The organism is Streptomyces sp. NPDC005899, from assembly GCF_040629645.1.
Classification (GTDB): Bacteria; Actinomycetota; Actinomycetes; order Streptomycetales; family Streptomycetaceae; genus Streptomyces.
The window spans coordinates 1-26,244 of the sequence record NZ_JBEXWB010000055.1 but is presented as its reverse complement, the minus strand read 5'-3'; the positions used below and the strand labels follow the sequence as shown (position 1 = coordinate 26,244).

General features: G+C 71.9%; 23 protein-coding genes and 1 pseudogene. 11 read left to right on the top strand and 13 right to left on the bottom strand.

The features are described from left to right. A pseudogene (locus ABZ371_RS10245) lies at positions 1 to 405 on the bottom strand (hypothetical protein); the annotation flags it as partial. A 199-nt stretch (positions 406 to 604) separates the two neighbouring features. Between ABZ371_RS10245 and radA the strand changes: the two are divergent. Further along, complete coding sequence (gene radA / locus ABZ371_RS10240; protein WP_358676225.1) at positions 605 to 2,017, top strand: DNA repair protein RadA; 1,413 nt, start codon at positions 605 to 607, stop codon at positions 2,015 to 2,017. An 80-nt stretch (positions 2,018 to 2,097) separates the two neighbouring features. Continuing rightward, positions 2,098 to 3,222, top strand: coding sequence for a DNA integrity scanning diadenylate cyclase DisA (gene disA / locus ABZ371_RS10235; RefSeq protein WP_358676222.1), 1,125 nt, complete (start codon positions 2,098 to 2,100; stop codon positions 3,220 to 3,222). Between the two features lie 199 nt (positions 3,223 to 3,421). Here disA and ABZ371_RS10230 read toward each other — a convergent pair whose 3' ends face one another. Next, positions 3,422 to 4,273, bottom strand: coding sequence for a hypothetical protein (locus ABZ371_RS10230; protein ID WP_358676219.1), 852 nt, complete (start codon positions 4,271 to 4,273; stop codon positions 3,422 to 3,424). Between the two features lie 252 nt (positions 4,274 to 4,525). On the opposite strand from ABZ371_RS10230, the gene ABZ371_RS10225 reads away from it, so the two are divergent. The 5 genes from ABZ371_RS10225 to cseC all read left to right on the top strand — a co-directional run bounded on the left by ABZ371_RS10225 (position 4,526) and on the right by cseC (position 9,020). Further along, positions 4,526 to 5,428 carry an A/G-specific adenine glycosylase gene (locus tag ABZ371_RS10225; protein ID WP_358676216.1) on the top strand — a complete coding sequence of 301 codons (903 nt, stop codon included), beginning with the start codon at positions 4,526 to 4,528 and terminating at the stop codon, positions 5,426 to 5,428. Between the two features lie 193 nt (positions 5,429 to 5,621). Continuing rightward, positions 5,622 to 6,221 (top strand): SigE family RNA polymerase sigma factor, encoded by a 600-nt coding sequence (locus ABZ371_RS10220; protein WP_358676231.1) that lies wholly within the window; start codon positions 5,622 to 5,624, stop codon positions 6,219 to 6,221. After that, the gene (locus tag ABZ371_RS10215) at positions 6,209 to 6,913 is read left to right on the top strand and encodes a hypothetical protein (protein WP_358676213.1); all 705 of its coding nucleotides are present in this window, start codon (positions 6,209 to 6,211) and stop codon (positions 6,911 to 6,913) included. The genes ABZ371_RS10220 and ABZ371_RS10215 overlap by 13 nt, the downstream gene beginning before the upstream one ends. Before the next feature lie 77 nt (positions 6,914 to 6,990). Further along, positions 6,991 to 7,704: a two-component system response regulator CseB gene (gene cseB, locus ABZ371_RS10210; RefSeq protein ID WP_358676210.1), complete on the top strand. Its 714-nt coding sequence runs from the start codon at positions 6,991 to 6,993 to the stop codon at positions 7,702 to 7,704. Then, positions 7,701 to 9,020, top strand: coding sequence for a two-component system sensor histidine kinase CseC (gene cseC / locus ABZ371_RS10205; RefSeq protein WP_358676207.1), 1,320 nt, complete (start codon positions 7,701 to 7,703; stop codon positions 9,018 to 9,020). Before cseB ends, cseC begins: the two co-directional genes overlap by 4 nt. Positions 9,021 to 9,163: 143 nt before the next feature. Here cseC and ABZ371_RS10200 read toward each other — a convergent pair whose 3' ends face one another. Further along, on the bottom strand, positions 9,164 to 10,753 hold the full coding sequence (locus tag ABZ371_RS10200; protein WP_358676205.1) for an MDR family MFS transporter: 1,590 nt from the start codon (positions 10,751 to 10,753) through the stop codon (positions 9,164 to 9,166). 136 nt (positions 10,754 to 10,889) lie between these two features. Here ABZ371_RS10200 and ABZ371_RS10195 point away from each other — a divergent pair, with 136 nt between their 5' ends. Then, the gene (locus tag ABZ371_RS10195) at positions 10,890 to 11,483 is read left to right on the top strand and encodes a helix-turn-helix domain-containing protein (RefSeq protein WP_358676202.1); all 594 of its coding nucleotides are present in this window, start codon (positions 10,890 to 10,892) and stop codon (positions 11,481 to 11,483) included. A gap of 19 nt (positions 11,484 to 11,502) precedes the next feature. Here the strand turns inward: ABZ371_RS10195 and ABZ371_RS10190 are convergent, their stop codons facing one another. After that, entirely contained in the window at positions 11,503 to 12,225 is a 723-nt protein-coding gene (locus ABZ371_RS10190) for a M23 family metallopeptidase (protein ID WP_358676199.1), read from the bottom strand. Positions 12,226 to 12,691: 466 nt separating this feature from the next. Here ABZ371_RS10190 and ABZ371_RS10185 point away from each other — a divergent pair, with 466 nt between their 5' ends. Both ABZ371_RS10185 and ABZ371_RS10180 read left to right on the top strand, forming a co-directional pair. Continuing rightward, positions 12,692 to 13,057 carry a trypco2 family protein gene (locus ABZ371_RS10185; RefSeq protein WP_358676196.1) on the top strand — a complete coding sequence of 122 codons (366 nt, stop codon included), beginning with the start codon at positions 12,692 to 12,694 and terminating at the stop codon, positions 13,055 to 13,057. After that, positions 13,054 to 16,332: an NACHT domain-containing protein gene (locus tag ABZ371_RS10180; protein ID WP_358676193.1), complete on the top strand. Its 3,279-nt coding sequence runs from the start codon at positions 13,054 to 13,056 to the stop codon at positions 16,330 to 16,332. The genes ABZ371_RS10185 and ABZ371_RS10180 overlap by 4 nt, the downstream gene beginning before the upstream one ends. Before the next feature lie 81 nt (positions 16,333 to 16,413). On the opposite strand, the gene ABZ371_RS10175 is transcribed toward ABZ371_RS10180, so the two are convergent. After that, positions 16,414 to 18,939, bottom strand: a complete 2,526-nt coding sequence (locus tag ABZ371_RS10175) for an ATP-dependent Clp protease ATP-binding subunit (protein ID WP_358676190.1) — start codon at positions 18,937 to 18,939, stop codon at positions 16,414 to 16,416. Positions 18,940 to 19,367: 428 nt separating this feature from the next. On the opposite strand from ABZ371_RS10175, the gene ABZ371_RS10170 reads away from it, so the two are divergent. Then, positions 19,368 to 19,946: an SCO3374 family protein gene (locus ABZ371_RS10170; protein ID WP_358676187.1), complete on the top strand. Its 579-nt coding sequence runs from the start codon at positions 19,368 to 19,370 to the stop codon at positions 19,944 to 19,946. Here ABZ371_RS10170 and ABZ371_RS10165 read toward each other — a convergent pair. The 8 genes from ABZ371_RS10165 to ABZ371_RS10130 all read right to left on the bottom strand — a co-directional run bounded on the left by ABZ371_RS10165 (position 19,925) and on the right by ABZ371_RS10130 (position 26,116). Further along, entirely contained in the window at positions 19,925 to 20,260 is a 336-nt protein-coding gene (locus tag ABZ371_RS10165) for an Lsr2 family protein (protein WP_358676184.1), read from the bottom strand. The genes ABZ371_RS10170 and ABZ371_RS10165 overlap by 22 nt on opposite strands. Positions 20,261 to 20,404: 144 nt before the next feature. Continuing rightward, entirely contained in the window at positions 20,405 to 20,986 is a 582-nt protein-coding gene (locus ABZ371_RS10160; RefSeq protein WP_358676181.1) for an amino-acid N-acetyltransferase, read from the bottom strand. A gap of 10 nt (positions 20,987 to 20,996) precedes the next feature. Next, on the bottom strand, positions 20,997 to 21,431 hold the full coding sequence (locus tag ABZ371_RS10155) for a BlaI/MecI/CopY family transcriptional regulator (protein WP_358676178.1): 435 nt from the start codon (positions 21,429 to 21,431) through the stop codon (positions 20,997 to 20,999). 100 nt (positions 21,432 to 21,531) lie between these two features. Continuing rightward, positions 21,532 to 21,711: a hypothetical protein gene (locus ABZ371_RS10150; RefSeq protein WP_307126438.1), complete on the bottom strand. Its 180-nt coding sequence runs from the start codon at positions 21,709 to 21,711 to the stop codon at positions 21,532 to 21,534. 48 nt (positions 21,712 to 21,759) lie between these two features. Next, positions 21,760 to 22,356 carry a hypothetical protein gene (locus ABZ371_RS10145; protein WP_358676228.1) on the bottom strand — a complete coding sequence of 199 codons (597 nt, stop codon included), beginning with the start codon at positions 22,354 to 22,356 and terminating at the stop codon, positions 21,760 to 21,762. A 138-nt stretch (positions 22,357 to 22,494) separates the two neighbouring features. Beyond that, on the bottom strand, positions 22,495 to 23,292 hold the full coding sequence (locus ABZ371_RS10140; RefSeq protein WP_358676176.1) for a type III pantothenate kinase: 798 nt from the start codon (positions 23,290 to 23,292) through the stop codon (positions 22,495 to 22,497). After that, a complete protein-coding gene (gene nadC / locus ABZ371_RS10135) occupies positions 23,292 to 24,338 on the bottom strand; it encodes a carboxylating nicotinate-nucleotide diphosphorylase (protein WP_358676173.1) in 1,047 nt (348 codons plus the stop codon). The genes ABZ371_RS10140 and nadC overlap by 1 nt, the downstream gene beginning before the upstream one ends. 2 nt (positions 24,339 to 24,340) lie before the next feature. Beyond that, a complete protein-coding gene (locus ABZ371_RS10130; RefSeq protein WP_358676170.1) occupies positions 24,341 to 26,116 on the bottom strand; it encodes an L-aspartate oxidase in 1,776 nt (591 codons plus the stop codon). Positions 26,117 to 26,244 lie beyond the last annotated feature (128 nt).

The window sequence follows — 26,244 nt, the reverse complement described above, 5'->3', positions numbered from 1 at the left end:
GGCGTACCGGACACGGTGCTCGACCCGCCCGTCCTCGGCCGACAGCCAGAGGAACTCGGCCGGGCCCGCCAGGAGGTAGAGCTTCTTCCCGCCGGCCAGAACCGCCTGGGCACCGGCGAGGGCGCGCAGGCACGTCCATCTGGCCAGGGCGTACAGCCAGGATTTACGTTCCTCCTCAGCCGTGGGGCACCGGCCGTCCTGCCGTTCCGCGATCGCGAGGACGGCGCCGAGCGCGTCGGTGGCCGCCTCGTGGTCGCACAGGACGGACAGGCAGTAGGTGAACAGGCCGTCGAGGTACGGCTCGTAGCGTGCGGGCGGTCGCTGTGCCGACGGGCGGGCGGCGCGTCGGCGCGCCCGGTGTGCGCCGGTGGTGGGCGTCGGGATCTGCAACCTGCTGCTCGTCACCCGGCGACCGTAGGCAGACGCCGCCGGGTCCCTGGCGGCCCTTGCGCGCAATTAACCCTTAAGGATGAACGTATGCCGTGAAACAGGACGCCAGTCGTACATTCACCCCGGAAGCGCCGTATCGGACGCGATCCCGCCTCCCGCGCCGGCGGTCCGCACCGGGGTCCGCGTTGTCGGACCTCCCCTATACGGTGACGCCATGGCTGCCCGTACGAAATCCGCGAAGGACCGGCCGTCCTACCGCTGCACCGAATGCGGCTGGACGACCGCCAAGTGGCTCGGCCGCTGCCCCGAGTGCCAGGCATGGGGGACGGTCGAGGAGTTCGGCGGCGCCCCGGCGGTCCGCACGACCGCCGTCGGCCGGGTCTCGACCGCCGCCCTGCCGATCGGCCAGGTGGACAGCCGGCAGGCCACGGCGCGCTCGACCGGCGTGGGCGAGCTCGACCGTGTGCTCGGCGGCGGACTGGTGCCCGGGGCCGTCGTGCTGCTCGCGGGCGAGCCCGGGGTCGGCAAGTCGACGCTCCTGCTCGACGTGGCCGCAAAGGCGGCGAGCGACGAGCACCGCACCCTCTACGTCACGGCGGAGGAGTCGGCGAGCCAGGTGCGGATGCGCGCCGACCGGATCCGGGCGATCAACGACCATCTCTACCTGGCCGCCGAGACCGACCTGTCCGCGGTCCTCGGGCACCTCGACGCCGTCAAGCCGTCACTCCTCGTCCTCGACTCCGTGCAGACCGTCGCCTCGCCGGAGATCGACGGGGCTCCGGGCGGTATGGCGCAGGTCCGCGAGGTCGCGGCCGCCCTCATCCGGGCGTCGAAGGAGCGCGGCATGTCGACGCTGCTGGTCGGGCACGTCACCAAGGACGGCGCCATCGCGGGCCCGCGGCTGCTGGAGCACCTGGTCGACGTGGTGCTGTCCTTCGAAGGTGACCGGCACGCCCGCCTCCGCCTCGTGCGGGGCGTCAAGAACCGGTACGGGGCCACCGACGAGGTCGGCTGCTTCGAGCTGCACGACGAGGGCATCACCGGCCTCGCCGACCCCTCCGGGCTCTTCCTCACCCGCCGTGACGAGCCGGTCCCGGGCACCTGCCTGACCGTCACGCTGGAGGGCAAGCGCCCTCTCGTCGCCGAGGTGCAGGCGCTGACCGTCGATTCGCAGATCCCGTCCCCCCGGCGCACCACCTCCGGCCTGGAGACCTCCCGCGTCTCGATGATGCTGGCGGTGCTGGAGCAGCGGGGCCGTATCAGCGCGCTCGGCAAGCGGGACATCTACAGCGCGACGGTGGGCGGCGTGAAGCTCACCGAGCCCGCCGCGGACCTGGCGATCGCGCTGGCGCTGGCCAGTGCGGCCAGCGACACACCGCTGCCGAAGAACCTCGTCGCGATCGGCGAGGTGGGCCTCGCGGGGGAGGTCAGGAGGGTGACGGGCGTCCAGCGGAGGCTGGCCGAGGCGTACCGCCTGGGGTTCAAGCACGCCCTCGTCCCGCGGGACCCGGGACAGGTTCCGTCGGGTATGAAAGTCACAGAAGTCGCCGACATGGGGGACGCCCTCAGGGTCCTCCCCCGCCGGTCTCGCCCGGACGGACCACAGGAGGACGGCGCACGCCGGTAGACTTTGCCCTGGTCTCGCCCGCCCGTACACACGGTATGAGGGACGCAAGGGCACCGCAAACCTGTGACCGGAGGAGTGCAGTGGCAGCCAACGACCGGGCAACCTCGCCCGGAAAGTCCGGCCAAGGCACGGGTAACGAGGCGCTGATGCGCGCCTCGTTGAGCGCGGTCGCGCCCGGAATGGCCCTCCGCGACGGCCTGGAGCGCATCCTCCGCGGCAACACCGGCGGGCTGATCGTCCTCGGCATGGACAAGAAGGTCGAATCCATGTGCACCGGCGGATTCGTGCTGGACGTGGAATTCACCGCGACGCGTCTGCGCGAGCTGTGCAAGCTGGACGGCGCGCTGATCCTGGACAAGGACATGACCAAGATTCTGCGCGCCGGCGTGCAGCTGGTCCCGGACGCCGCCATCCCCACCGAGGAGACGGGCACCCGCCACCGCACGGCCGACCGTGTCTCCAAGGCGTGCGGTTTCCCCGTCGTCTCGGTCTCCCAGTCGATGCGCCTCATCGCCCTGTACGTGGACGGGGAGCGGCGGGTCCTGGAGGAGTCCTCCGCGATCCTGTCCCGCGCCAACCAGGCTCTCGCGACGCTGGAGCGGTACAAGCTCCGGCTGGACGAGGTGGCCGGGACCCTCTCCGCGCTGGAGATCGAGGACCTGGTGACCGTCCGGGACGTGACGGCCGTCGCACAGCGGCTGGAGATGGTGCGCCGGATCGCCACCGAGATCGCCGAGTACGTGGTGGAGCTGGGCACCGACGGCCGGCTTCTGTCGCTCCAGCTGGACGAGCTGATCGCGGGCGTGGAGCCCGAGCGTGAGCTGGTCGTGCGCGACTACGTGCCCGAGCCCACCGCGAAGCGGTCGCGAACGGTCGCCGAGGCACTGACCGATCTGGACACGCTCACCCACACGGAACTGCTCGAACTCCCCGTCGTCGCACGGGCGCTGGGATACAGCGGCTCGCCCGAGACGCTGGACTCGGCGGTGTCGCCCCGCGGTTTCCGGCTGCTGGCCAAGGTGCCGCGGCTGCCCGGAGCGATCATCGAGCGGCTGGTCGAGCACTTCGGCGGCCTGCAGAAGCTGCTGGCCGCGAGTGTCGACGACCTCCAGGCCGTGGACGGCGTCGGCGAGGCCCGCGCCCGCAGTGTGCGCGAGGGGCTCTCGCGGCTGGCGGAGTCCTCGATCCTCGAACGGTACGTGTAGCGCCTCCCGCCCGGGCCCTGCCGGGGCTGCCCGGAGCCCGGCGGAACGCGGTGTTCCCGGCCCCGCCAGGGCCTCCCGCGCCGGTCCCCGGTGTATCGGTGCCCACCGGTACACCTTCCCGACCTGGCCGGCACCGCACACCCGCGGCCGGCCGGCCGGGCGGAGGCGGGGCCCGAAGAGGCCCCCGCGCGCCCCGGGGTCAGTCCTTGGCGAGCACGAAGGACGCCCGCTGGAGCGGCTCCCCGGGGGCCTTGGCCTCCAGGAGGTACGTACCGGGCGCCGCCTTCCCCGCGGCCCGCGTCGCACACTGCGGGGAGCTCGTCGTACGGTCCCACTTCACGGGGTGGACGATCGTCGTGCCCGCCGGGACCTTCAGGAACAGCGCACCGGCGGCCGGGCAGTCCTTCGAGGACCACACCTGCTCGTCCTCCTCGCCGGCCTCGGTCACCGTGAGCACCACGCTCTTCGGGCCGAGATCTGCCTTGCAGTCGGTGGCGGACGTGTTCCTGGCGACCAGCCGGAACTCCGGCTCGTCACCGGGGCCGAAGCTGTTCTCCGTACGCACGCTCAACTGCAGGGCTGCCGGGGCGCAGTTCGGGAGGGACGAGCCGGCCGGCACGCGCACGCCCGCCGTTCCGCCGCCGCCCGCGGCCGTCCCCTGGCCACCGGCACCCGCCGCGGCCGAGCCACCCGCCCCCGCGGTGCCGGAGGCGGCGCCGCCGACCCCCGCACCGGTCGTACCGCCACCGCCGGTGCCACCACCGGTGCCACCGCCCGTACCCGCGCCGCCGGCGCCGGATCCGCCCGACTCGTCGCGGCCGCCCGGAGGTTGGCCGACGATCGGGCCGGAACCGGTGGGACCCGGTGTGATGGACGGGGCGGGCTTCGGGCCACCCGGCTTCGCGTCGTCGTTCTTGCCGCCGCCGCCACCCGAGGTGACGGCCCAGACGGCGAGAGCCGCGAGCAGCGCGATGACCAGCACGGCTACTGCCCTACGTCGCCAGTAGATGCTGGAGGGAAGTGGCCCGACCGGATTGCGCATAGATCCCACGGCCCGAACTCTACGAGAGATCGGTGCCAACTCCGGCCCTCAACCGCCGCTCTGATCGACAAGTTTTCCGGATCATCATCACGGCGCGGCCGTTCACCACCGCTTCCGTCCGCTTTGCCCCTCTCGGCCCCCGGCAGCCGGCCGGCCAGGGGTCGAAACGGGTGGCGTCGTCACCCCATGAGCCCTCCACCGGCCCGACACCCCCGCGCCCGTGCCCGATGTCCCGCCTTCCGTGCCAGGATCGTAGGTGCGATGACTGCCACGACTTCCACACACACGCCCCCCGCCTCCCTCCACGACCCCGTCATCGGGTGGTTCGAGCAGCACGCCCGCGATCTGCCCTGGCGCCGCCCCGAAGCGGGCGCCTGGGGTGTGATGGTGAGCGAGTTCATGCTGCAGCAGACGCCTGTGAACCGGGTCCTGCCGGTCTACGAACAGTGGCTGGCCCGCTGGCCGCGCCCCGCCGACCTCGCCGCCGACGCGCCGGGTGAAGCGGTCCGCGCCTGGGGCCGGCTCGGTTACCCCCGCCGCGCGCTGCGCCTGCACGGGGCAGCGCAGGCGATAGCGGAACGGCACGGCGGAGACGTGCCGAGCGAGCACGCCCAGCTGCTCGCCCTGCCCGGCATCGGCGAGTACACGGCGGCGGCCGTGGCCTCGTTCGCGTACGGCCAACGGCACGCCGTACTGGACACGAACGTCCGCCGGGTCTTCGCCCGGGCCGCCTCCGGGATCCAGTACCCCCCGAACGCGACCACCGCCGCCGAGCGCAAGCTCGCCCGCGCCCTGCTCCCGGAGGAGGACGAGCGGGCGGCCCACTGGGCCGCCGCCACGATGGAGCTCGGCGCACTCGTCTGCACGGCGAAGAACGAGGACTGCGCGCGCTGCCCGATCTCCGGGCAGTGCGCCTGGCGGCTGGCGGGCAAGCCCGCCCACCAGGGGCCGGCACGCCGTGGCCAGACCTACGCCGGTACGGACCGGCAGGTGCGCGGGCGGCTGCTCTCCGTGCTGCGCGACTCGGTCGTGCCGGTGCCGCAGTCCGCGCTGGACGCCGTGTGGGAGGAACCCGTGCAGCGCGCCCGCGCCCTGGACGGCCTGGTCGCCGACGGCCTGGTCGAACCCCTCGCCGGGGGCCGGTACCGGCTCCCGCTGACCTGAGGGCGCACCGGCCGCGCCCGCCCGGGCGGACGGCTGTCCAGCGGCTGTTACACAACCGATGGACAGCCGTGCGTCCGCGTACGGCTGCTCCGCACACCTCCGTGACAACACCTCCGTAGCGTCACGGACGTCGGCAGGAGGACCACCTGCCGACGGTGGGACACGGGGATTCACGGTGACGGAGGCGGTTGTGGTGGCGCAGGGCCAGGTGCTCGAATTCGAGGAGTACGTACGCACCAGGCAGGACGCGCTGCTGCGCAGTGCCCGCCGGCTGGTACCCGACCCGGTGGACGCCCAGGACCTGCTGCAGACCGCCCTGGCCCGCACGTTCGGGCGCTGGGACGGCATCGCGGACAAGTCCCTCGCCGACGCCTACCTGCGCCGCGTCATGATCAACACGCGCACCGAGTGGTGGCGGGCCCGCAAGCTCGACGAGGTGCCCACCGAGCAGCTCCCGGACGCGAGCGTCGACGACGGCTCCGAGCAGCGCGCCGACCGCGCCCTGCTCATGGACGTCCTGGGTGTCCTGGCTCCGAAGCAGCGCAGTGTCGTCGTGCTGCGACACTGGGAGCAGATGAGCACGGAGGAGACGGCCGCGGCGCTCGGCATGTCGGCCGGTACGGTGAAGAGCACGCTGCACCGCGCCCTGGCGCGGCTGCGCCAGGAACTGGAGGACCGGGCCGCCCGGAGCCGCGAGGCCGAGCGGACCCCGGCGCCCCGGCTCCCGGCACGGATCCCGGCGCAGCGGGACAGGCGTCACGACGAGCGGGAGCGGGAGCGGTGCGCGGCCTGACAGGCAGCGGTGGGGACACGGGCGGGGCGGTGGCCGGCGGGGGCGGACGCCGGGCCGGCCTGGCGGCGGGCGGTACGGCGATGGCCGGGCTCGCCGCCTTCGGGCTGTTCTGCGCCGGCTGCTCCACCGGCGGCACGGGCACCCGTGACGAGGGGCCTGCGGGCAGCCAGCCGGTCACCCGCGCCACGTCCTCGCACGCCGTCCCCTCCGGGACGGCCAAGCCGGCCCCGAGGGTCGACGCCGTCGCGCTCGTCAAGGGCGACCCCGAGGTGAGCCGACAGGTCAGGGACGCTCTCAAGCCGTGTACCGGCGACGAGTACCCGGTGGACACCTCCTACGGCACGCTCACCGACGGCCCGGCCGCCGACGTCGTGGTCAACGTGATGACCTGCGGCGACTCGGTGGGGCTGGGCACCTACGTCTACCGGCAGCGCGCGGACGGCAGTTACGGACACGTCTTCGGCGCGGAGGTGCCGGCGGTGTACGGCACCATCGACCGGGGGGATCTGGTGGTGACCACCCAGGTGTACGGCTCCGAGGACACGGTGGCCTACCCCTCCGGCGAGGACGTGATCACCTACCGCTGGGCCGCGGGCCGCTTCACCGAGACCGACCGCGTGCACAACGAGTTCAACCGTGCCGCCGGCACCGGGGAGGACGACGCGACCGCGCCCGGCAGGACACCCGACTAGGCAAGGCCCCGGACCCGCGCCGCACCAGGCGCCGCACGTACCCCCCGCACCAGACGGAGAACTGGGAGCCGCCCCGTATGGCCGAGACCCACGTCCTGTTCGTCGAGGACGACGACGTCATCCGTGAGGCCACCCAGCTCGCACTGGAGCGGGTGGGCTTCACGGTCACCGCGATGCCCGACGGCCTCCAGGGACTGGAGGCCTTCCGGGCGGACCGGCCCGACATCGCACTCCTGGACGTGATGGTGCCGGGCCTGGACGGTGTCAGCCTCTGCCGCCGCATCCGCGACGAGTCCACCGTGCCCGTCATCATGCTCTCCGCGCGGGCCGACTCCATCGACGTGGTGCTCGGTCTGGAGGCGGGGGCCGACGACTACGTCACCAAGCCGTTCGACGGGGCGGTCCTCGTCGCCCGGATCCGTGCCGTGCTGCGGCGCTTCGGTCACGCCTCGGGTCAGGACGGGCGGAGCGGGGCCCCGGCCGGCGGGCCACCGGCCGACACGGGCGGTGTGCTGGTCTTCGGCGACGTCGAGATCGACACCGAGGGCATGGAAGTACGCAGGAGGGGTGCGCAGGTGGGCCTCACACCGACCGAGATGCGGCTGCTGCTGGAGTTCTCCTCGGCGCCCGGCACGGTGCTCTCCCGGGACAAACTCCTCGATCGGGTCTGGGACTACGGCTGGGGCGGGGACACGCGGGTCGTGGACGTCCATGTGCAGCGGCTGCGGGCCAAGATCGGCCAGGACAGGATCGAGACGGTCCGCGGCTTCGGCTACAAGTTGCGCGCATGAGGCGGCTGGCGCTGCGGACCGGTGTCCGCTGGAAGATCAGCATCGCCATCGCGGCGGTCGGCGCGCTCATCGCCGTCACCCTGAGCCTCGTCGTCCACAACGCCGCCCGTGTCTCGATGCTGGACAACGCGCGCGAGGTACAGCTGGAGCGGCTCCTGTTCGCCCAGCGGCTGTACGAGGCGTCGGGCACCCAGAAGCCGGCCCCCAAGTTCGGGGCGAAACTCAACGATCCGGCCCTCCCTGCCGACCTGCGCGCCCAGATGCGTGCGAACAGGCGGGCCACCCACGTCGACGAGTACGCGGGAGGGGTACCCGACGTCTGGGCGGCCGTACCGCTGGCCAACGGCGACGTCCTGTCCCTGCACACCCCGTTCGCCGACCGGAGCGCCGCGATCACGGGCGACCTCGACCGGGCGTTGGTCATCGGCTCGGTCTCGGTCGTGTTCGGCGGCTGCGCGCTGGGGGTCCTGATCGGCGGACAGCTGTCCCGCCGGCTGCGCAAGGCCGCAGCGGCGGCGGGCAAGGTGGCCCAGGGCAACACGGAGGTGCGGGTGCGGGAGGCCGTCGGCGGCGTCGTACGCGACGAGACCGACGAGCTGGCCCGTGCCGTCGACGCGCTGACGGACGCCCTCAACGAACGGATCGAGGCCGAGCGCCGGGTCACCGCGGACATCGCCCACGAGCTGCGCACCCCGGTGACGGGGCTGCTCACGGCGGCCGAACTGCTGCCCCCCGGGCGGCCGACGGAGCTCGTACGGGACCGGGCGCAGGCCATGCGGACGCTCGTCGAGGACGTGCTGGAGGTGGCCAGGCTGGACAGTGCCTCGGAGCGGGCCGAACTCCAGGAGCTGCCGCTGGGTGAGTTCGTGGCCCGGCGGATCGGCGTGCTGGACCCCGGCATCACGGTGCGGGTGGTGCACGAGTCGTGGGTCTCCACGGATCCGCGGCGCCTGGAGCGCATCCTGGGCAACCTGCTCGGGAACGCCGCCAAGCACGGGGCAGGCCCGGTCGAGGTGACGGTCGAGGGCAGGGTCGTGCGGATACGCGACCACGGGCCCGGCTTCCCGGAGGCGCTGCTGCGGGAGGGGCCGAGCCGGTTCCGGACGGGCAGCAGCGACCGGGCCGGGCACGGCCACGGTCTGGGGCTGACGATCGCCGCCGGCCAGGCGCGGGTACTGGGTGCCCGGCTGACGTTCCGCAACGCGGCGCCGGCCGGCGCCCCGGAGGGTACGGGCGGGGCGGTCGCCGTGCTCTGGCTGCCCGAGCACGCGCCCACGACCACGGGCAGCTTCCCCGTCCTGCGCGACGGCGGCTGACCGGCGGACCGCGGCCGGCCGGAAGCGCCGGTGGCGACCGGTCGAAACGCGGGTGGGCCCCGGAGGCGTCGTCCCGCCTCCGGGGCCCACTCGTCGTGCCACAGGCCGGCCGTCGTACCGCAGCCCGGCCGGAGAGCCGCCGGTCAGACGGCCTGTGATGCCTTGGTGGTCTCGGCCTGCGGCCCCACCGCCCCGTCGGCCGACGGGGCCTCCGGCTTCGCGCTGCCGCGCAACGGGACCTCCTTGACGAAGAGCGCCGCCAGCAGGGCCAGCACCGCGACCGAGCCGCCCACCAGGAAGGCGAGGTGCGTCCCGGAGGACACCGCGTACTCGTACGCCTCCCGCACCGGGGCGGGCAGTTCGGCCAGGCTCGCCGCGTCCAGCTGGGCCGACCTCTCGGTCGCCCCACCACCGCCGCGGGCCGCCATCTCGTCCTGGACCCGCCCGGTGAACAGGGCGCCCATGATCGCGACTCCGAAGGAGCTGCCCAGCGTCCGGAAGAGGGTGGTGGTGGACGAGGCGACGCCCATGTCCTTCAGTTCCACGCTGTTCTGCGCGACGAGCATCGTGATCTGCATCAGGAAGCCCATGCCCGCGCCGAGCACCGCCATGTAGACGCCCGACGTGAAGCGTGTGGTGCCGGTGTCCATGGTGGCCAGCAGGAACAGGCCCGCGATCATCAGGACGCTGCCCGCGATCGGGAAGACCTTGTACTTGCCGGTGCTGGTGGTGATCCGGCCGGCGACGAGCGAGACGATCATCATCGCGAGCAGCATCGGCAGGAGCAGGAGACCGGAGTTGGTCGCCGAGGCTCCCTGGACCGACTGCTGGAAGAGGGGCAGGAACAGCACCGCGCCGAACATCACGAAGCCGGCCATGAAGCCGACGACGGACATGAGGGTGAAGTTGCGGTTGCGGAAGATGTGCAGCGGCATGATCGGCTCGGCGGCCTTCGTCTCGACGAAGAGGAAGCCGACCAGGGAGGCGACACCGAGAGCGATCAGCTCCATGATCACGGCCGAGTCCCAGGCGTACTCCGTACCGCCCCAGGTGGTGACCAGCACGATCGCGGTGATGCCGACGGTGAGCAGGACGGCGCCGAGGTAGTCGACCTTCGCCCTGCGGCGCTCCGTGCGGGGCAGGTGCAGCACCGCGGTGACCATCGCCAGCGCGACCGCGCCGAGCGGCAGGTTGATGTAGAAGCTCCAGCGCCAGCCGAGGTGGTCGGTGATCGTGCCCCCGACCAGGGGGCCGCCGATCATGGCGATCGCCATCACGCCGGCCATCATGCCCTGGTACTTGCCGCGTTCCCGGGGCGGCACGAGGTCACCGATGATCGCCATGACGCCGACCATGAGTCCGCCCGCGCCGAGACCCTGGACGGCCCGGAAGCCGATCAGCTGGCTCATGTCCTGAGCCATTCCGCTCAGTACCGAGCCGATCAGGAAGATGACGATGGACGTGAGGAAGATGCCCTTGCGTCCGTACATGTCGCCGAGCTTGCCCCAGATGGGGGTGGAGGCGGCCGTGGCCAGGGTGTAGGCGGTGACGACCCAGGACAGGTGCTCCAGGCCCCCGAGGTCGCCGACGATGGTGGGCATCGCGGTGCCGACGATCAGGTTGTCGAGCATGGCCAGCAGCATCGCGATCATCAGGGCCAGGACGACCACCCGGACGCTGCGCGCCCGTGGTTCCGCTTTCCCGCCCGCCGTCGCCTTCTTCGGTTCCGTCATGCCGCGCGCTCCCCTGGTCCCCTGCTGCTCGTCGTGCCGCCGGACCGACACTTACTTGCCGCCCGGCTAGTTGGCTACACTGAGGAAAGTAGACCCGTAACTAGCCGGGCGTCAAGTAAGTTCTTGGGAGAGTCGCATGGGCCGCACGCCGCAGCCGCGCCGGGGCAACACCCGCCAGCGCATTCAGGACGTCGCCCTGGAGCTCTTCGCCGAGCAGGGGTACGAGAAGACCTCGCTCCGGGAGATCGCCGAGCAGCTGGACGTCACCAAGGCGGCGCTGTACTACCACTTCAGGACCAAGGAAGACATCCTCAACAGCATCTTCGAGGACCTCAACCGGCCCGTCGAGGAACTCCTCGCCTGGGGCAAGGAGCAGCCGCGGACCCTGGAGACCAAGAAGGAGATCCTGGTCCGCTACAGCGAGGCGCTCCGCAGCGCCGCTCCGCTCTTCCGCTTCATGCAGGAGAACCAGGCGGCGGTCCGCGACCTGAGCATCGGCCACACCATCAAGGACCGCGTCGTCGCCCTGGTGGACCTGGTCAAGGAACCCGACGCCCCGCTCGCCGACCAGGTGCGCTGCTTCACCGCGCTCCTCGCCATGCACGCGGGCATGCTCGCCCTCATGGACGCCGAAGGCGACCCCGAGGAGAAGCGCGAAGCCGCTCTCGAGGTCGCCATGGAGCTGGTGACCAGGGCCCACGATCACGGCCCCGCCGGTTCCGCCGCGTAGGGCGGACGCCGGTCGCGCGTCAGATCTTGACGTGCACGGAGTTCAGGTACGACACCGGGTTGATCGCGGAACCGTAGTTCGGGGTGGTCCGGATCTCGAAGTGCAGGTGCGGACCGCTGGAGTTGCCGGTGCTGCCGGACAGGCCGATCTTCTCGCCCGTCGTGACGTGCTCGCCGACGTTCACCTGGATTTTCGACAGGTGGGCGTACTGCGAGTACGTGCCGTTGGAGTGCTTGATCACGATGGCGTTGCCGTAGGCGGGGCCGTCACCGGCGCCGTTCGGGCCGGCCTTGACGACCGTACCGGTGTGCGCGGCCTCGACCTTCGTGCCGGTCGGCACCGCGAAGTCCTGGCCGGAGTGGTTGTGGGCCCAGCGGGAGCCGCCGACGCCGTAGGTGGCGCTCAGCACGTAGTGGTCGACCGGCGCCTCCCAGGAGGCGGCCTTCTTCTTCGCGGCCTCGGCCTTCTTCTCCGCGTCGGCCTTCTTCTTCGCGGCCTTGTCGGCAGAAGCCTTCGCGGCAGCGGTGGCGGCCTTGCTCTGGGCGGTCGCCTGCTGGGCGACGGAGTCGGCGGTGACGGAGCCGGCGAGGGCCGCGGTGCCCGCGGTGCCCGTCGTGCCGGACGCGAACGCCGCGCCCGCGCCGAACACCATCGACGCACCCAGGCCCGCGGCCACGACGGCGCCACTGACGCGGGGCATGGACGGGCGGCGGGAGAGCTGGAACGTAACGCGCTTCGACATGCGGGGAGAACCTCCGGGGTGAATGGACCCGGCGCTCCGGCCGGGCTTGCTCCACCTTGGTAACCCGCACCCCGGGAAACACTCAAACACCCCATCTACGAAGAAAAGCCGTAGAGAGCCGGCCGGGAATGGCGTCGCCCGGCCGCGCGGAACCACCCGCCGGACACGGCCGCCTCCAGCGCTTCGGAGCGCTCGAACCGCCACCGAAAGCCACCTCAAGGGAACATCAGGCTCTTTTCGGGACAGATGGCACCTAAGCGGGAGATCCGGTCGACGTCCGCAGAACACCGGACCATTGAACGATCAAGGATTTTCCTCCTACGAGAGCTAGTAGGCCCGAAAACTGCTGTGCGCCTTGTCACCGCCGGAGGGTCCGAAGGCTGTCCGATTCGGGACCTTCGGCCCGCGGGGCTGGCTACGCTGACGGACACCTGATCAGCACCCGTCCGCAACCCCGGGGGACCCCATGGCCGACCGCACCGGCGACACCCACGGCCTCGACGGCATCGAGCTCGCCGACGCCGTCGCGTCGATCCGCGACCAACTCGTCGACGCCGCGGCCCGCGCGACCGGACGGCCGCTGGCCTTCACGGTCGGCGACATCCAGATGGAGTTCACCCTGGAGCTCCGCAAGGAGCACAAGGCGGGCGGGAAGGTGAAGGCCTGGGTCGTCGAAGGGGGCGCCGACACGTCCCGGTCCACCGGCCGCACGCACAAGGTGGCGTTCACCCTGTCCCCCCGCAGCGCGGTGACCGGAGAGGCCTGGGAGATCGGGGACACGGAGGCGGGCAGCACCGCCCACTTCGGTGACGGCCGGCCCGCCGGATCGTGACGGCGGTACAGCCCGGGGACCGCACGGTCGTCGTCCACGGCGCCCTCCAGGGCAGCGGGGTCCTGCTCACCGACCGGCTGGTGCTGACCTGCGCCCACGTGGTCCGCACCGGCGACGGCTGCCACCTCGCGCACCCGGACGTCTCGGGCCCGGTCCCGGCGACGGTGGCCTGGATCGACCACGACCTCGACGCGGCCCTGCTCCGGGCGGCGGCCCCGGTCCTGCCGCTCGGCCCCGTGCGGCTCGGCGTGCTGGACTCCAGGCAGGCCGTGGCCGACTGCGAACTCACCGGCTTCCCCCGCGTCCAGCGGTACGGCCCCGAGGGCCACGCGGAAGCGGACCAGTACACGACCACCGTCCTCCCCCTGGCGGGCCGGATGCGCGACCTGCTGGTCTGCGACCTGGACGGGCCGCCGGACGTCCGGTCCGACCAGGCGCCCTCCGCACTCGCCGGGCTCTCGGGCGGGCCCCTCTTCGCCGGGGACGTACTGCTCGGCATCGCCCGCCAGGTCCCCCGGCAACGGGGCGGCAGGCGGGTCGAGTGCGTGCCGCTCGGGCCGGTACTGGCGGCGGAGCCGTTCCGCGCCGTCTACGAGCAGAGCGGCCCGCCGCTCCGGTACGAGAGGGTCCACGGGCACTTCCCGCACGATCGGCGGTACGAGGAGGAGTACGCGGCCTCGATCGGCGCCGCCTACCGCCGCACGAAGATCTTCGGGCTGGACGAGCTGGGCCGGCACGACACGGAATGGGATCTGGACACCGCCTACCTCAGCCTGGAGGCCCGGACCGCCTCCGACGCCCCGCCCGGCCCGCACGCGCCCGTCGGCCCGCAGCGCGTCGACGCGCTCCTCGCCGGCCGGCGCAGGGTCCTGCTGCGCGGCGACGCGGGCGCCGGGAAGACCACGCTCCTGTGGTGGCTGGCCGCGCACGCCTCGGCCCGGACCCTGGGCGACGCCCTGACGCCGATGAACGGCCTGATCCCGTTCGTGGTGCCGCTGCGGACGCTGCGCGCCCGCGACAGCGGGTTCCCCGGCCCCGCCCACCTGCCCGACGCGGCCGGCCTGGTGGTCGACCGGGCACCCGACGGCTGGGCGGCCCGGGTGCTCGACGCGGGCCGGGCACTCCTGCTGGTGGACGGCCTGGACGAAGTGCCGCCGGAGGACCGCGAGCAGGCCCACGCCTGGCTGACCCAGCTGCTGCGCCGCTACCCGGAGACACGCTGCCTCGCCACGGTCCGCCCGCTGGCCGTCGAACCCGACTGGCTCGCCTCCGAGGGGTTCGAGGAGCTGCGGCTGCTGCCGATGCGCAACGAGGACATCCAGTCGTTCGTCGTCTCGTGGCACCGGGCGGCGCGGCTGGCCGACGGGGACGAGGACCCGGCGCGTCTGGACGAGTTGCAGAGGGACCTCTCCCGGCAGTTCGACCGGAACGCACCTCTGCGGGACCTGGCCAGGACCCCGCTCCTGTGCGCGGTGATCTGCGCCCTGCACCGGCGCCGCGAGGGCTTCCTGCCGGAGACCCGGTGGAAGCTGTACCGCTCGGCGCTGGAGATGCTGCTGGGCCACCGCGACCGCCGGCGCCGGATCGACGGCCCCGAGGGCGTCGTCATGGACGTGGAGGAGCACACCCAGCTCCTCCAGCGCATCGCGGTGTGGCTGGTGCGCGAGGGCCAGTCGCAGTTCACCGCGGAACAGGCGCTGAGACAGCTGGACAGGGCCCTGCCCGGAATGGAACGGGTGCGCGCACAGGGGCCGGCGGACAGGATCCTGACGCACCTCCTCAACCGCAGCGGCCTCCTCCAGGAACACACCGGCGACACCTACCAGTTCGCCCACCGCACCTTCCAGGACTTCCTGGCCGCGAAGGAGCTCGTCGAGGACGACCACCTCAACGAACTGCTGCGGCACGCCCACGAGGAACAGTGGCAGGACGTGATCCTGCTCGCGGCGGGCCACTGCGGACGCCGGCAGCTGCCCGTCCTGGTCCACGGGCTGCTGGACACCGCCGCGCAGACCGGTTCCCTCGCCCGCACGGAGCTCCACGTCCTCGCCGCCCTGTGCGCCCAGCACGCCGCCTGGCTGGACGCCGCCACGGCCGACCGCGTCCGGCGCGCCACAGCCGCTCTCTTCCCGCCCCGCAACTCGGTGAAGGTGGCCCTGCTGGCCCGGCTGGGCCCGGAAGGCCTCGCCCACCTGCCCGATCCCCGCAGCTGCGCCGAGGACGAGGACGGGAGCACCGGGCACCGAGTGGTGGACCTCATCAGCCGTGTCGGGGGCGCCGGGGCCGTGCCGTACGCGGCGGCCTGGGCCCGCGCGCGCCCCTCACTCGGATCGGATCTCATGCACGACTGGGACCGCTATCCGGCGGCGGCCTACGCGGCGCAGGTCCTGGCCCACCTCGACCTCACACGCCTGCGCGTACGGGTCGTCAACCAGGAACAGCTGGCAGCCCTCCACCACCTCCCGGTCATCGATCAGATCGACCTCACCGGGGACCTGCCGGAGCCCCGACTGCGCACGGCCCTGCGCGGCAGGCACCCCCTGCACATCGGTCTGCACGCCAACACCCGCCTGGCGGACCTGTCGTTCCTCGCGGACAGCTCCGACCGGCTCACCGACCTCCGCGTCCACGGGGCCCCGGGGGTGCGGGACCTGGGCCCGCTGGCTCTGCTGCCCCACCTGGAGGGACTGTCACTGAACGGCGTCACGTTGACGGCGGCCACCCTCGCCACGCTGGGCGCGCATCCGGGGCTCCGTATGCTCTCCCTCTCGCGCCTCGCCGTGGAGCGGCTCAGCGGCGTGCCGCCACAGCCCGGTGTGCTGCACCTGAGCGTCCGCGCCGAGCATGCCTTCGAGGTCGACTCCCTCAGCGAGTGGCCCCGGCTCCGGTCGCTGGAGCTGGGTGGCGCCCCACTGCCGAGCGGCCCCCTCCTGGCGGCGCTCCGCGCCGCCCCTCACGTGCAGTGGCTGGAGATGGTCTCGCCGGACCTGCCCGAGCTGGCCGGGCTCGCGCCCGTGTCCTCCGTCACCGGGCTCACGCTGTCCCGCCTTCACCCGACGCCGGTCACCGCGGACCGCCTCGCGCGGTTGCCGGAGGCCTTCCCGGGCCTCCGCCGGCTCACCCTGTCGGTGTCGCGGGCGTCGGACACCTCCCGTTACCCGGAGGGCGTGGAGATCGACCTCTCGCCCCTGCGCGTGCTCCCCGGACTGGAGGTCACGATCGGCGGCAGTGTGCAGCCGACCGGAACGGAGGGGCTGGACGTGCGGCGATTCTGAAGCGGGACAACGGAAAAGGGGGCTGCCCCGGACCGGTGACCGGTCCGGGGCAGCCCCTTGCACGCTCAGGCGCTACGCGCCCTACGCTTCCTTCGTCAGGTTCGGGCCGCCGCCTGCGGCCTGCTCGACCGGCGGGACGTCGGGCAGAGCCGACTTCTCCTCACCTCGGAACGAGAACTTCTTCTCGTCCCCCTCGCCCTCGGTGCCGACGACCACGATGTGACCGGGGCGCAGCTCGCCGAAGAGGATCTTCTCGGAGAGGATGTCCTCGATCTCGCGCTGGATCGTCCGGCGCAGCGGCCGGGCACCCATCACGGGGTCGTAGCCCTTCTTCGCCAGGAGCGACTTGGCCTCGGCACTGAGCTCGATGCCCATGTCGCGGTCCTTCAGACGCTCGTCCACCTTGTCGACCATGAGGTCGACGATCTGGATGATGTCTTCCTCGGTGAGCTGGTGGAAGACGACCGTGTCGTCGACACGGTTGAGGAACTCGGGCCGGAAGTGCTGCTTGAGCTCTTCGTTGACCTTGACCTTCATCCGCTCGTAGTTCGACTTGACGTCTCCCTGAGCGGCGAAGCCCAGGTTGAAGCCCTTGGAGATGTCCCGGGTCCCGAGGTTGGTCGTCATGATGATGACCGTGTTCTTGAAGTCCACGACCCGGCCCTGGGAGTCGGTCAGACGACCGTCCTCCAGAATCTGGAGCAGGGAGTTGAAGATATCGGGGTGGGCCTTCTCGACCTCGTCGAAGAGGACGACGGAGAACGGCTTGCGGCGCACCTTCTCGGTGAGCTGGCCGCCCTCTTCGTAGCCCACGTAACCGGGGGGCGAACCGAAGAGGCGGGAAACCGTGTGCTTCTCGCTGAACTCCGACATGTCGAGGGAGATCAGCGCGTCCTCGTCGCCGAAGAGGAATTCGGCGAGCGTCTTGGAGAGCTCCGTCTTACCGACACCGGACGGGCCGGCGAAGATGAACGAGCCACCGGGGCGCTTCGGGTCCTTCAGACCGGCCCGCGTACGGCGGATCGCCTGCGAGAGGGCCTTGATGGCGTCCTTCTGCCCGATGACGCGCTTGTGGAGCTCGTCCTCCATGCGCAGCAGACGCGAGGACTCCTCCTCGGTCAGCTTGAAGACCGGGATGCCGGTGGCGGTGGCCAGGACCTCGGCGATGAGCTCGCCGTCGACCTCGGCGACGACGTCCATGTCGCCGGCCTTCCACTCCTTCTCCCGCTTGGCCTTCGCCGCCAGCAGCTGCTTCTCCTTGTCCCGGAGCGAAGCCGCCTTCTCGAAGTCCTGGGAGTCGATCGCCGACTCCTTGTCGCGACGGACGCCCGCGATCTTCTCGTCGAACTCGCGGAGGTCCGGCGGCGCGGTCATCCGGCGGATGCGCATCCGGGAACCGGCCTCGTCGATCAGGTCGATCGCCTTGTCCGGCAGGAAGCGGTCCGAGATGTACCGGTCGGCCAGGGTCGCGGCCTGCACCAGCGCCTCGTCCGTGATGGAGACCCGGTGGTGCGCCTCGTAACGGTCGCGCAGGCCCTTGAGGATCTCGATGGTGTGCGGCAGCGAGGGCTCCGCGACCTGGATGGGCTGGAAGCGGCGCTCGAGCGCGGCGTCCTTCTCCAGGTGCTTGCGGTACTCGTCGAGCGTGGTGGCACCGATGGTCTGGAGCTCGCCCCGCGCCAGCATCGGCTTGAGGATGCTCGCCGCGTCGATCGCGCCCTCGGCGGCGCCCGCACCCACGAGGGTGTGGAGCTCGTCGATGAACAGGATGATGTCGCCGCGGGTGCGGATCTCCTTGAGGACCTTCTTCAGGCGCTCCTCGAAGTCACCGCGGTAGCGGGATCCGGCGACCAGTGCGCCGAGGTCCAGCGTGTAGAGGTGCTTGTCCTTGAGCGTCTCGGGCACCTCGCCCTTGACGATCGCCTGGGCCAGGCCCTCGACGACCGCCGTCTTGCCGACGCCGGGCTCGCCGATGAGGACCGGGTTGTTCTTGGTGCGGCGGGACAGCACCTGCATGACCCGCTCGATCTCCTTCTCGCGCCCGATGACCGGGTCGAGCTTGGACTCACGAGCGGCCTGGGTGAGGTTCCGGCCGAACTGGTCGAGCACCAGGGACGTGGAGGGCGTGCCCTCGGCGGGGCCGCCGGCGGTGGCCGCCTCCTTGCCTCCCGAGTACCCGGAGAGCAGCTGGATGACCTGCTGCCGCACCCGGTTGAGGTCGGCGCCCAGCTTCACGAGGACCTGGGCGGCGACGCCCTCGCCCTCGCGGATCAGGCCGAGCAGGATGTGCTCCGTGCCGATGTAGTTGTGGCCGAGCTGGAGGGCCTCGCGGAGCGACAGCTCCAGGACCTTCTTCGCCCGGGGGGTGAAGGGGATGTGCCCGGACGGGGCCTGCTGGCCCTGACCGATGATCTCCTCCACCTGCTGGCGGACCGCCTCGAGCGAAATCCCGAGGCTCTCCAGGGCCTTAGCGGCGACACCCTCACCCTCGTGGATCAGGCCCAGGAGGATGTGCTCGGTGCCGATGTAGTTGTGGTTGAGCATCCGGGCTTCTTCCTGAGCCAGGACGACAACCCGCCGCGCGCGGTCGGTGAACCTCTCGAACATCGTTAATCGCTCCTCAGAGCGGTCAGGCAGTAAGGGGTCGGTCCCCTCCCTGTCCTTCCGCAGCTTAGTCCCGCAAGCGGGGACCGCTCATTTCAACTGCCGACACCCGCGATGGCCTCCTGCCCCGAACGCCGACAACTGCTCCAACCCGATGGTGCGAGACGATGTTCCCGCAGGCCAGGCAGATAGCCCTTTCGCCAGTACGCCGATGGCGAACGTGAGACGTTTTTGCCCGCGTGTCGCCCCTTCCCACTAGGGATGTCTTACCCGCACCGACCGGCAGTCCATGCGGCGCACCCCCTGTCCCTCCGCTACGGGCGAACACCCTTGCGCCGGCGGACGCTCCCGTACGCCCCCGTCGCAGGCACTCCGGGCGACGGAGCGGGGACCGTGCGTAACCTCCGGCCGGGCGGAACGGTTCACCCGTCATGGCACCCCTCGTCCCGCCTCCCCGCTCGCCGACGGAGTCCGACGAACGCGCGCGGTGGTACGCACGCGAACTCGGCTGGACGGTCACGGACCGCTCCCCCGTGCTGCTGGCGACGGGCGTGCGCTTCGACGTCCTGGACCTCCCGGCGGAGGCGGGGCGCGCGGTACTGCGCCGGGTGGGGCGCACCGGCCCCGTGGCACTGGCCGGGCCGCGGATGCGGCTGCTGGTCGCCGCCGGCAGCGCCGAGGAACTGCCGGGGCTGCTCGACTGGCTGGAGTGGGGCGGTATCGCGCTCGACCTGACCGCCCATGGAACGGGAGGCCGCATCACAGCGCCCGCGCCGCCCACCGGGGCGGCGGTCCGGCCGGGAGCCGCGTTCTGGCTGCGGCCCCCCGAACCACGCCGGGCGGTGGAGCCCACCCTCCCGGCTCTGGCCGGCCTCGGGAGCGGGGACGCCCCCGATCTCGTACGGCTGGTGGACGCGGTGGCCACGGAGTGCCACCGTGCCCGGCTGACGCGTGTCCGGACGCACCTGCTGGCCGATCGGCCGACAGGTCAGCCGTTGGCCTTCTCGTAAGCCTCACGGATCTCGGCCGGAACGCGACCGCGGTCATTCACATTGTGGCCGTTCTCGCGCGCCCACTTACGGATCTCCGCGGTGTCCTTGTTGCCACCGGAAACGGCGCGGCCCTTGCCGCGGCCGGTGGCAGCGCGGCCACCGGTGCGACGGCCGCTCTTGGTGTACGGCTCGAGAAGACCACGGAGCTTGTCCGCGTTGCTCGTCGTGAGGTCGATCTCGTACGTCTTGCCGTCGAGAGCGAACGTCACGGTCTCGTCCGCCTCGCCGCCGTCGAGGTCGTCGACAAGAAGGACCTGAACCTTCTGCGCCACCGGATTTCCTTTCATCGAAAATGCAGTACGCGGAAAGGAAACCGCTTTTCTCCGGAAAACACAAACCCCCGGGAGGGGTTCGAGAGCGCGAGAACGCGGGAAACATGCGCGATTCGGACATAGGGTCCGGGTGCCTTCCGCCGTTCACAGGCGCAGCAGCATCCGGCTGTTGCCCAAGGTGTTCGGCTTCACTCGTTCGAGACCGAGGAACTCCGCGACTCCCTCGTCATAGGAACGCAGCAGCTCGCTGTAGACATCTCCGTCGACGGGCGTCTCGCCGATCTCGGTGAAGCCGTGCTTCGCAAAGAAGTCGACTTCGAAGGTGAGGCAGAAAACCCGCCGGACTCCGAGCCAGCGGGCGGTCTGCAAGAGCTTGTCCAGCACCTGGTGGCCGACTCCCGCACCCTTCATGTGATGGTCGACGGCGAGAGTGCGCACTTCGGCGAGGTCTTCCCACATCACGTGCAGGGCCCCGCAGCCGACCACCCGGGCGTCCTCGTCGCGTTCGGCGACCCAGAACTCCTGGATGTCCTCGTAAAGGGTGACGGTCGCTTTGTCCAGCAGGATCCCTTCGGAGACGTACCCGTCAAGGAGATCGCGGACGGACGCCACGTCGCTGGTCCTGGCACGCCGGACGGTGATGGCCGGCCTTTTTACCGACGGGTCGGTATGAAAATCTGTAACGCACTCGGTATCCGGCTCGGTTTGCGGCAGCTCTGAGGACATACCCCCGACGCTATCGCCCGGTCCCGGAGGGCGCTCCATCGGCTGCGGGGCCCTCGTGGGGCGGGGGCGCGGACGGCTCGGAGAAGGTGGGGGCGACGATCCTCATCGCGTCCTGGAGGGCCTCGCGCTGCTCGGCCGACATCATGCCGAAGAAGGCCACCAGTGCGGCCGCCGGGTTGTCGCTGCGCGACCAGGCTTCGTTCATCAGTGCGGCGGAGTAGGCGGCACGGGTGGAGACGGCCGTATATCGATATGCCCGGCCGTCCACTTCTCGGCGGACCCAGCCCTTCTGATGGAGATTGTCCATTACCGTCATGACGGTCGTGTAGGCGATGGACCGTTCCTGCTGAAGATCCTCGAGAACTTCTCGCACGGTAACCGGCCGGTTCCATTGCCAGACCCGCGTCATCACGGCGTCTTCCAGCTCTCCCAATTGGCGAGGCACAGCATCACCTTAGCGCTAGATGTCCGGAATGGGATATTTCGGGTATGACAAAAGGGCGCACGGCTCCGCGGAGCCGTGCGCCCTTCGTGGTGGATCCGGTTCAGGCGCCTTCGGGCCGCGGTGCCTGCTGCACCGATTCGGCCCGGGCGATCGCCGCGTCCACGGCGGCGTCCTCCTTGGCCTTGTTCGGGCCGCCCTGGCTCTTGATGATCGTCACGACGAGACCGATGAAGAAGGCGGCCATCACCACGGGGGGCACGAGCGCGGATACGTAGTCCATGCCCTCCAGGGTAGCGAGTCCGGCGTTCCGGCCCCTGCCGGGCACCCCTCAGGAGACGGCGCGTTCCTCCGGAGGTGGCGTGGGTGCCGGACGGCGCCGGGGCGGGAAGACCTCGGACGGCTTGGGCGCCGGGCGTTCACCCGGGGCCGCCGGGCGGGCGGGCGCCGGGGGCCGGTCCGGAGTCCTGGGCCGCTCCGGGTCCTCGGCCGCCACCAGACCGCCGGGCAGGGCCAGCAGCCGGCTCCGCGGCGCGGGCGCCGTCGCGGGGACGGCCCGCCCGACGAGGCGCGCACGGACCGAACGCTCGGCGAGTACCTGGCAGCGCTCCAGGAGCGCCTCGGCGACCGGCCCGGCGCGCAGGGCGCGCAGGGCCGCGAGGTCGTCGGGGCGGGGGTCGTATCCGGCTGCGAGGGCGTCCTGGAGGAGCTCCAGGTAGCCGCTGAGCGATCCGGGCAGCGCTTCGCGGTAGCGGGCGAGGTCGGCGAGGAGGAACGCCCGCAGCCGGCCCGCCTCCCTCACCACCTCGTCCACCGCGCCCGCTAGCCGCAGGCAGTCCTGGACATCCTCTTCCGGCAGGGGCGTGGGGTGGAGGGCGTTGGCGAGAGCACGTCGGAGCACCCGCAGCTCGTCCGCGCTGAACGCCATGCCGCCGCGTGATCCGTAGGGCGTGGGCATGACGCGACAATACGTGCTAAATGGACAAAATCCGCTTAACTGGCCGCTCGGCGGCGCGCCGTTCCCGCCGCGCCGCCGAGCTGTTCCCGCAGGTGACCGGGTGCGCGCCTACATCCGGGCGATGTTGCGTTCGTACACGAGGCGCAGGCCGATGAGCGTCAGCCAGGGCTCGTGCTCGTCGATGACGGAGGACTCCCCCAACACCATCGGAGCAAGGCCCCCGGTCGCGATGACGGTGACCTCGTCGGGGTCGGCCGCGAGTTCCTTCTTCATGCGTTCGACGACGCCGTCGATCTGTCCGGCGAAGCCGTACACGATGCCGGACTGCATGGCCTCGACGGTGTTCTTCCCGATCACGCTGCGCGGGCGGGCGAGCTCGATCTTGCGGAGCTGGGCCCCCTTCACCCCGAGCGCCTCGACCGAGATCTCGATGCCCGGCGCGATCACCCCGCCCGTGTACTCGCCACGCGCCGACACCGCGTCGAAGGTGGTGGCCGTCCCCAGGTCCACGACGATGGCCGGACCGCCGTAGAGCTCGACGGCGGCGACCGCGTTGATGATGCGGTCCGCGCCGACCTCCTTCGGGTTGTCCGTCAGGACCGGCACACCCGTCTTGACGCCCGGCTCCACCAGGACCGCGGGCACGTCGCCGTAGTACCGGCGGGTGACCTCGCGCAGCTCGTGCAGCACGGCCGGGACGGTCGAGCAGATGGCGATCCCCTCGATGCCGTCGCCGAGCTCCACACCGAGCAGCGGATGCATGCCCATCAGGCCCTGGAGCAGCACGGCCAGCTCGTCCGCGGTGCGGCGGGGGTCGGTGGAGATGCGCCAGTGCTCCACGATCTCCTCCCCGTCGAACAGACCCAGGACGGTGTGCGAATTGCCGACGTCGATGGTGAGCAGCATCAGGCGCCGGCCCCGTCGGTCACGGCCGCCTCGTCGCGGAAGTCCAGGCCGATGTCGAGGATCGGCGAGGAGTGCGTGAGGGCGCCGACGGCCAGGTAGTCGACGCCCGCCTCGGCGTAGGCGCGGGCCGAGTCGAGGGTGAGCCGGCCGGAGGACTCCAGCACCGCCCGGCCGCCGACGAGCGCGACCGCCTCCGCGGTCCCGGACGGGGTGAAGTTGTCGAGCAGGATCAGGTCGGCGCCCGCGTCGAGCACCTCGCGGACCTGCTCCAGGGTGTCGACCTCGACCTCGATCGCGAGCTCGGGGAACGCCTCCCTGACCAGCGTGAACGCCTCGGCGACCCCGCCCGCGGCGATCACGTGGTTGTCCTTGACCAGGGCCGCGTCCACGAGGGACATGCGGTGGTTGACGCCCCCGCCGCAGCGGACCGCGTACTTCTCCAGCGCGCGCAGCCCCGGGGTCGTCTTGCGGGTGTCGCGGACCTTGGCCTTCGTGCCCTCCAGCACGTCCGCCCAGGCGCGGGTCGCGGTCGCGATCCCGGACAGCCGGCAGAGGAGGTTCAGCGCGCTGCGCTCGCCGGTGAGGAGGTCGCGGGTGCGGGTGGTGACGGTGAGCAGCTTCTGGCCGGCGACGACGCGGTCGCCGTCCTCGACGTGGCGCTCGACTTCGAACTCGTCCGTGCAGACGATGGACAGGACGGCCTCGGCGACGCGCAGGCCCGCCACCACCCCGTGCTCACGGGCGGTGAAGTCACCGGTCGCCACGGCGTCCTCGGAGACGGTCGCCACCGTGGTCACGTCCACTCCGCCGTCGAGGTCCTCCTCGATCGCCACGTGGGCGATGTCCTCGACCTGGACCGGATCGAGACCGGCCTCGGCCAGGAGCTGGGCCAGGGCCGGGTCGAGCCCGCACTCCAGTCCGTCCGGGTCGTAGCCGTCACCGCAGCCGCAGTCGTCTCCGCAGCCGCCGGACCCGGCGGGTGCGCCGATGTGGATCAACGGTACGTCCACGGGTGTGGGGCGCGGGTTCTCTTCGGGCGTGCTCACGGTTACTGCTCCTCTGGGGCGTCGGCGGGGTGGTGCCGGAGGCTGGTGGGTGCTGCGAAGTCTGCTGGGGATCCGGGCTCCACGGGCGGGAACGCGGCACTCTCCGTCCGGCGGACGACCGGGCGCAGGTCCGGGGTGACGCGGACGACGAGGTGACGGCGCCACGCGGCGTCGTCACGATCGGGCCGGTCCTCCCGCCAGTGGCAGCCCCGGGTCTCCTCCCGCTCCCGGGCCGCGGCGACCAGGACCCGCGAGACGAGGAGCAGGTTGGTGGCCTCCCACGCCTCCACCCCGGGTACGGCGTCCTTGGCGGCGTCCTCGCCGGCACCGGGAACGGCGTCCGTCCGCCCGAGCGCCTCCAGCTCCTGGGCGGCGACGGCCAGACCGGCCGCCGAGCGGATGACCCCGGCGCCCCGGGTCATGATCCGCTGGATGCGGGACCGGGACTCCGCGGTGAGCAGGGGGACGGTGTCCCCGTCCCGGCCGGGCGTCCTCGTGGCCGGCTGCGGCCGGTCGTGGGGCGGGTCGTGGGGCCGGTCGGCCACGATGTCGGCCGCGATGCGCTCGGCGAAGACGAGCCCCTCCAGCAGGGAGTTGGAGGCCAGCCGGTTCGCGCCGTGCACGCCGGTGCAGGCGACCTCCCCGCAGGCGTACAGGCCGGGGACGGTCGTACGGCCCCGCAGGTCGGTGCGGACGCCACCCGAGGCGTAGTGCGCCGCCGGCGCCACCGGGATCGGCTCCGTGACAGGGTCGATGCCGTGGGAGCGGCAGGCGGCCAGGATCGTGGGGAAGCGCTCCTCCCACATGGCGGCACCGAAGTGACGCGCGTCGAGGTACATGTGCTCGGTGCCGAGGAGGTGCATCTGGCGGGTGATGGCCTTGGCGACGATGTCGCGGGGGGCCAGCTCCGCCAGCTCGTGCTGTCCGAGCATGAAGCGTGTGCCCGAGGCGTCCACGAGGTGGGCGCCCTCACCGCGTACCGCCTCCGACACCAGCGGCTGCTGTCCCTCGGAGCCCGCGCCGAGGAAGAGGACCGTCGGGTGGAACTGGACGAATTCGAGGTCGGAGACCTCCGCGCCGGCGCGGAGCGCGAGGGCCACCCCGTCGCCCGTGGAGACCGGCGGGTTGGTGGTGGCGGAGAAGACCTGGCCCATGCCACCGGTGGCCAGGACCACCGCGGGGGCGCGGACCGCACCGACGCCGTCGTGCTGGCCCTCGCCCATGACGTGCAGGGTGACACCGGCGGCGCGGCCGTCGGCGTCGGTGAGCAGATCCAGGACCAGGGCGTTCTCGACGGTGTGCAGAGCGGCCGAGCGGACGGCGTCCACCAGGGCCCGGGAGATCTCGGCGCCCGTCGCGTCACCACCCGCGTGCGCGATGCGGCGGCGGTGGTGGCCGCCCTCGCGGGTCAGCGCGATAGCGCCGGTGTCGGTGGTGTCGAAGTGGGCGCCGGTCTCGATCAGGCGCCGGACGGCTCCGGGGCCCTCGGTGACGAGGGTGCGCACCGCGGCCTCGTCACACAGTCCGGCCCCGGCGACGAGGGTGTCGTCCAGGTGCTGCTCGGGGGTGTCCCCGTCACCGAGGGCCGCGGCGATACCGCCCTGCGCCCATCGGGTCGAGCCGTCGTCGAGGCGCGCCTTGGTGACGACGACCGTCGCGAGGCCCGCCGCGGCGCAGCGCAGCGCGGTGGTGAGACCGGCCACGCCGGAGCCGACCACGACGACGTCCGCGTCGATGGCCCAGCCCGGGGCGGGGGCGGTCAGCCGTATTCCGGTCACGTGAGGGCTCCGAGGGTCAGCGGGATGTTGTCGATGAGGCGGGTGGCGCCCACCCGCGCGGCCACGGCGAGGATCTCCAGCATCCGCCCTATGCCCGGGCCGACCTCCACCGCGTCCGCCCGCCGGGT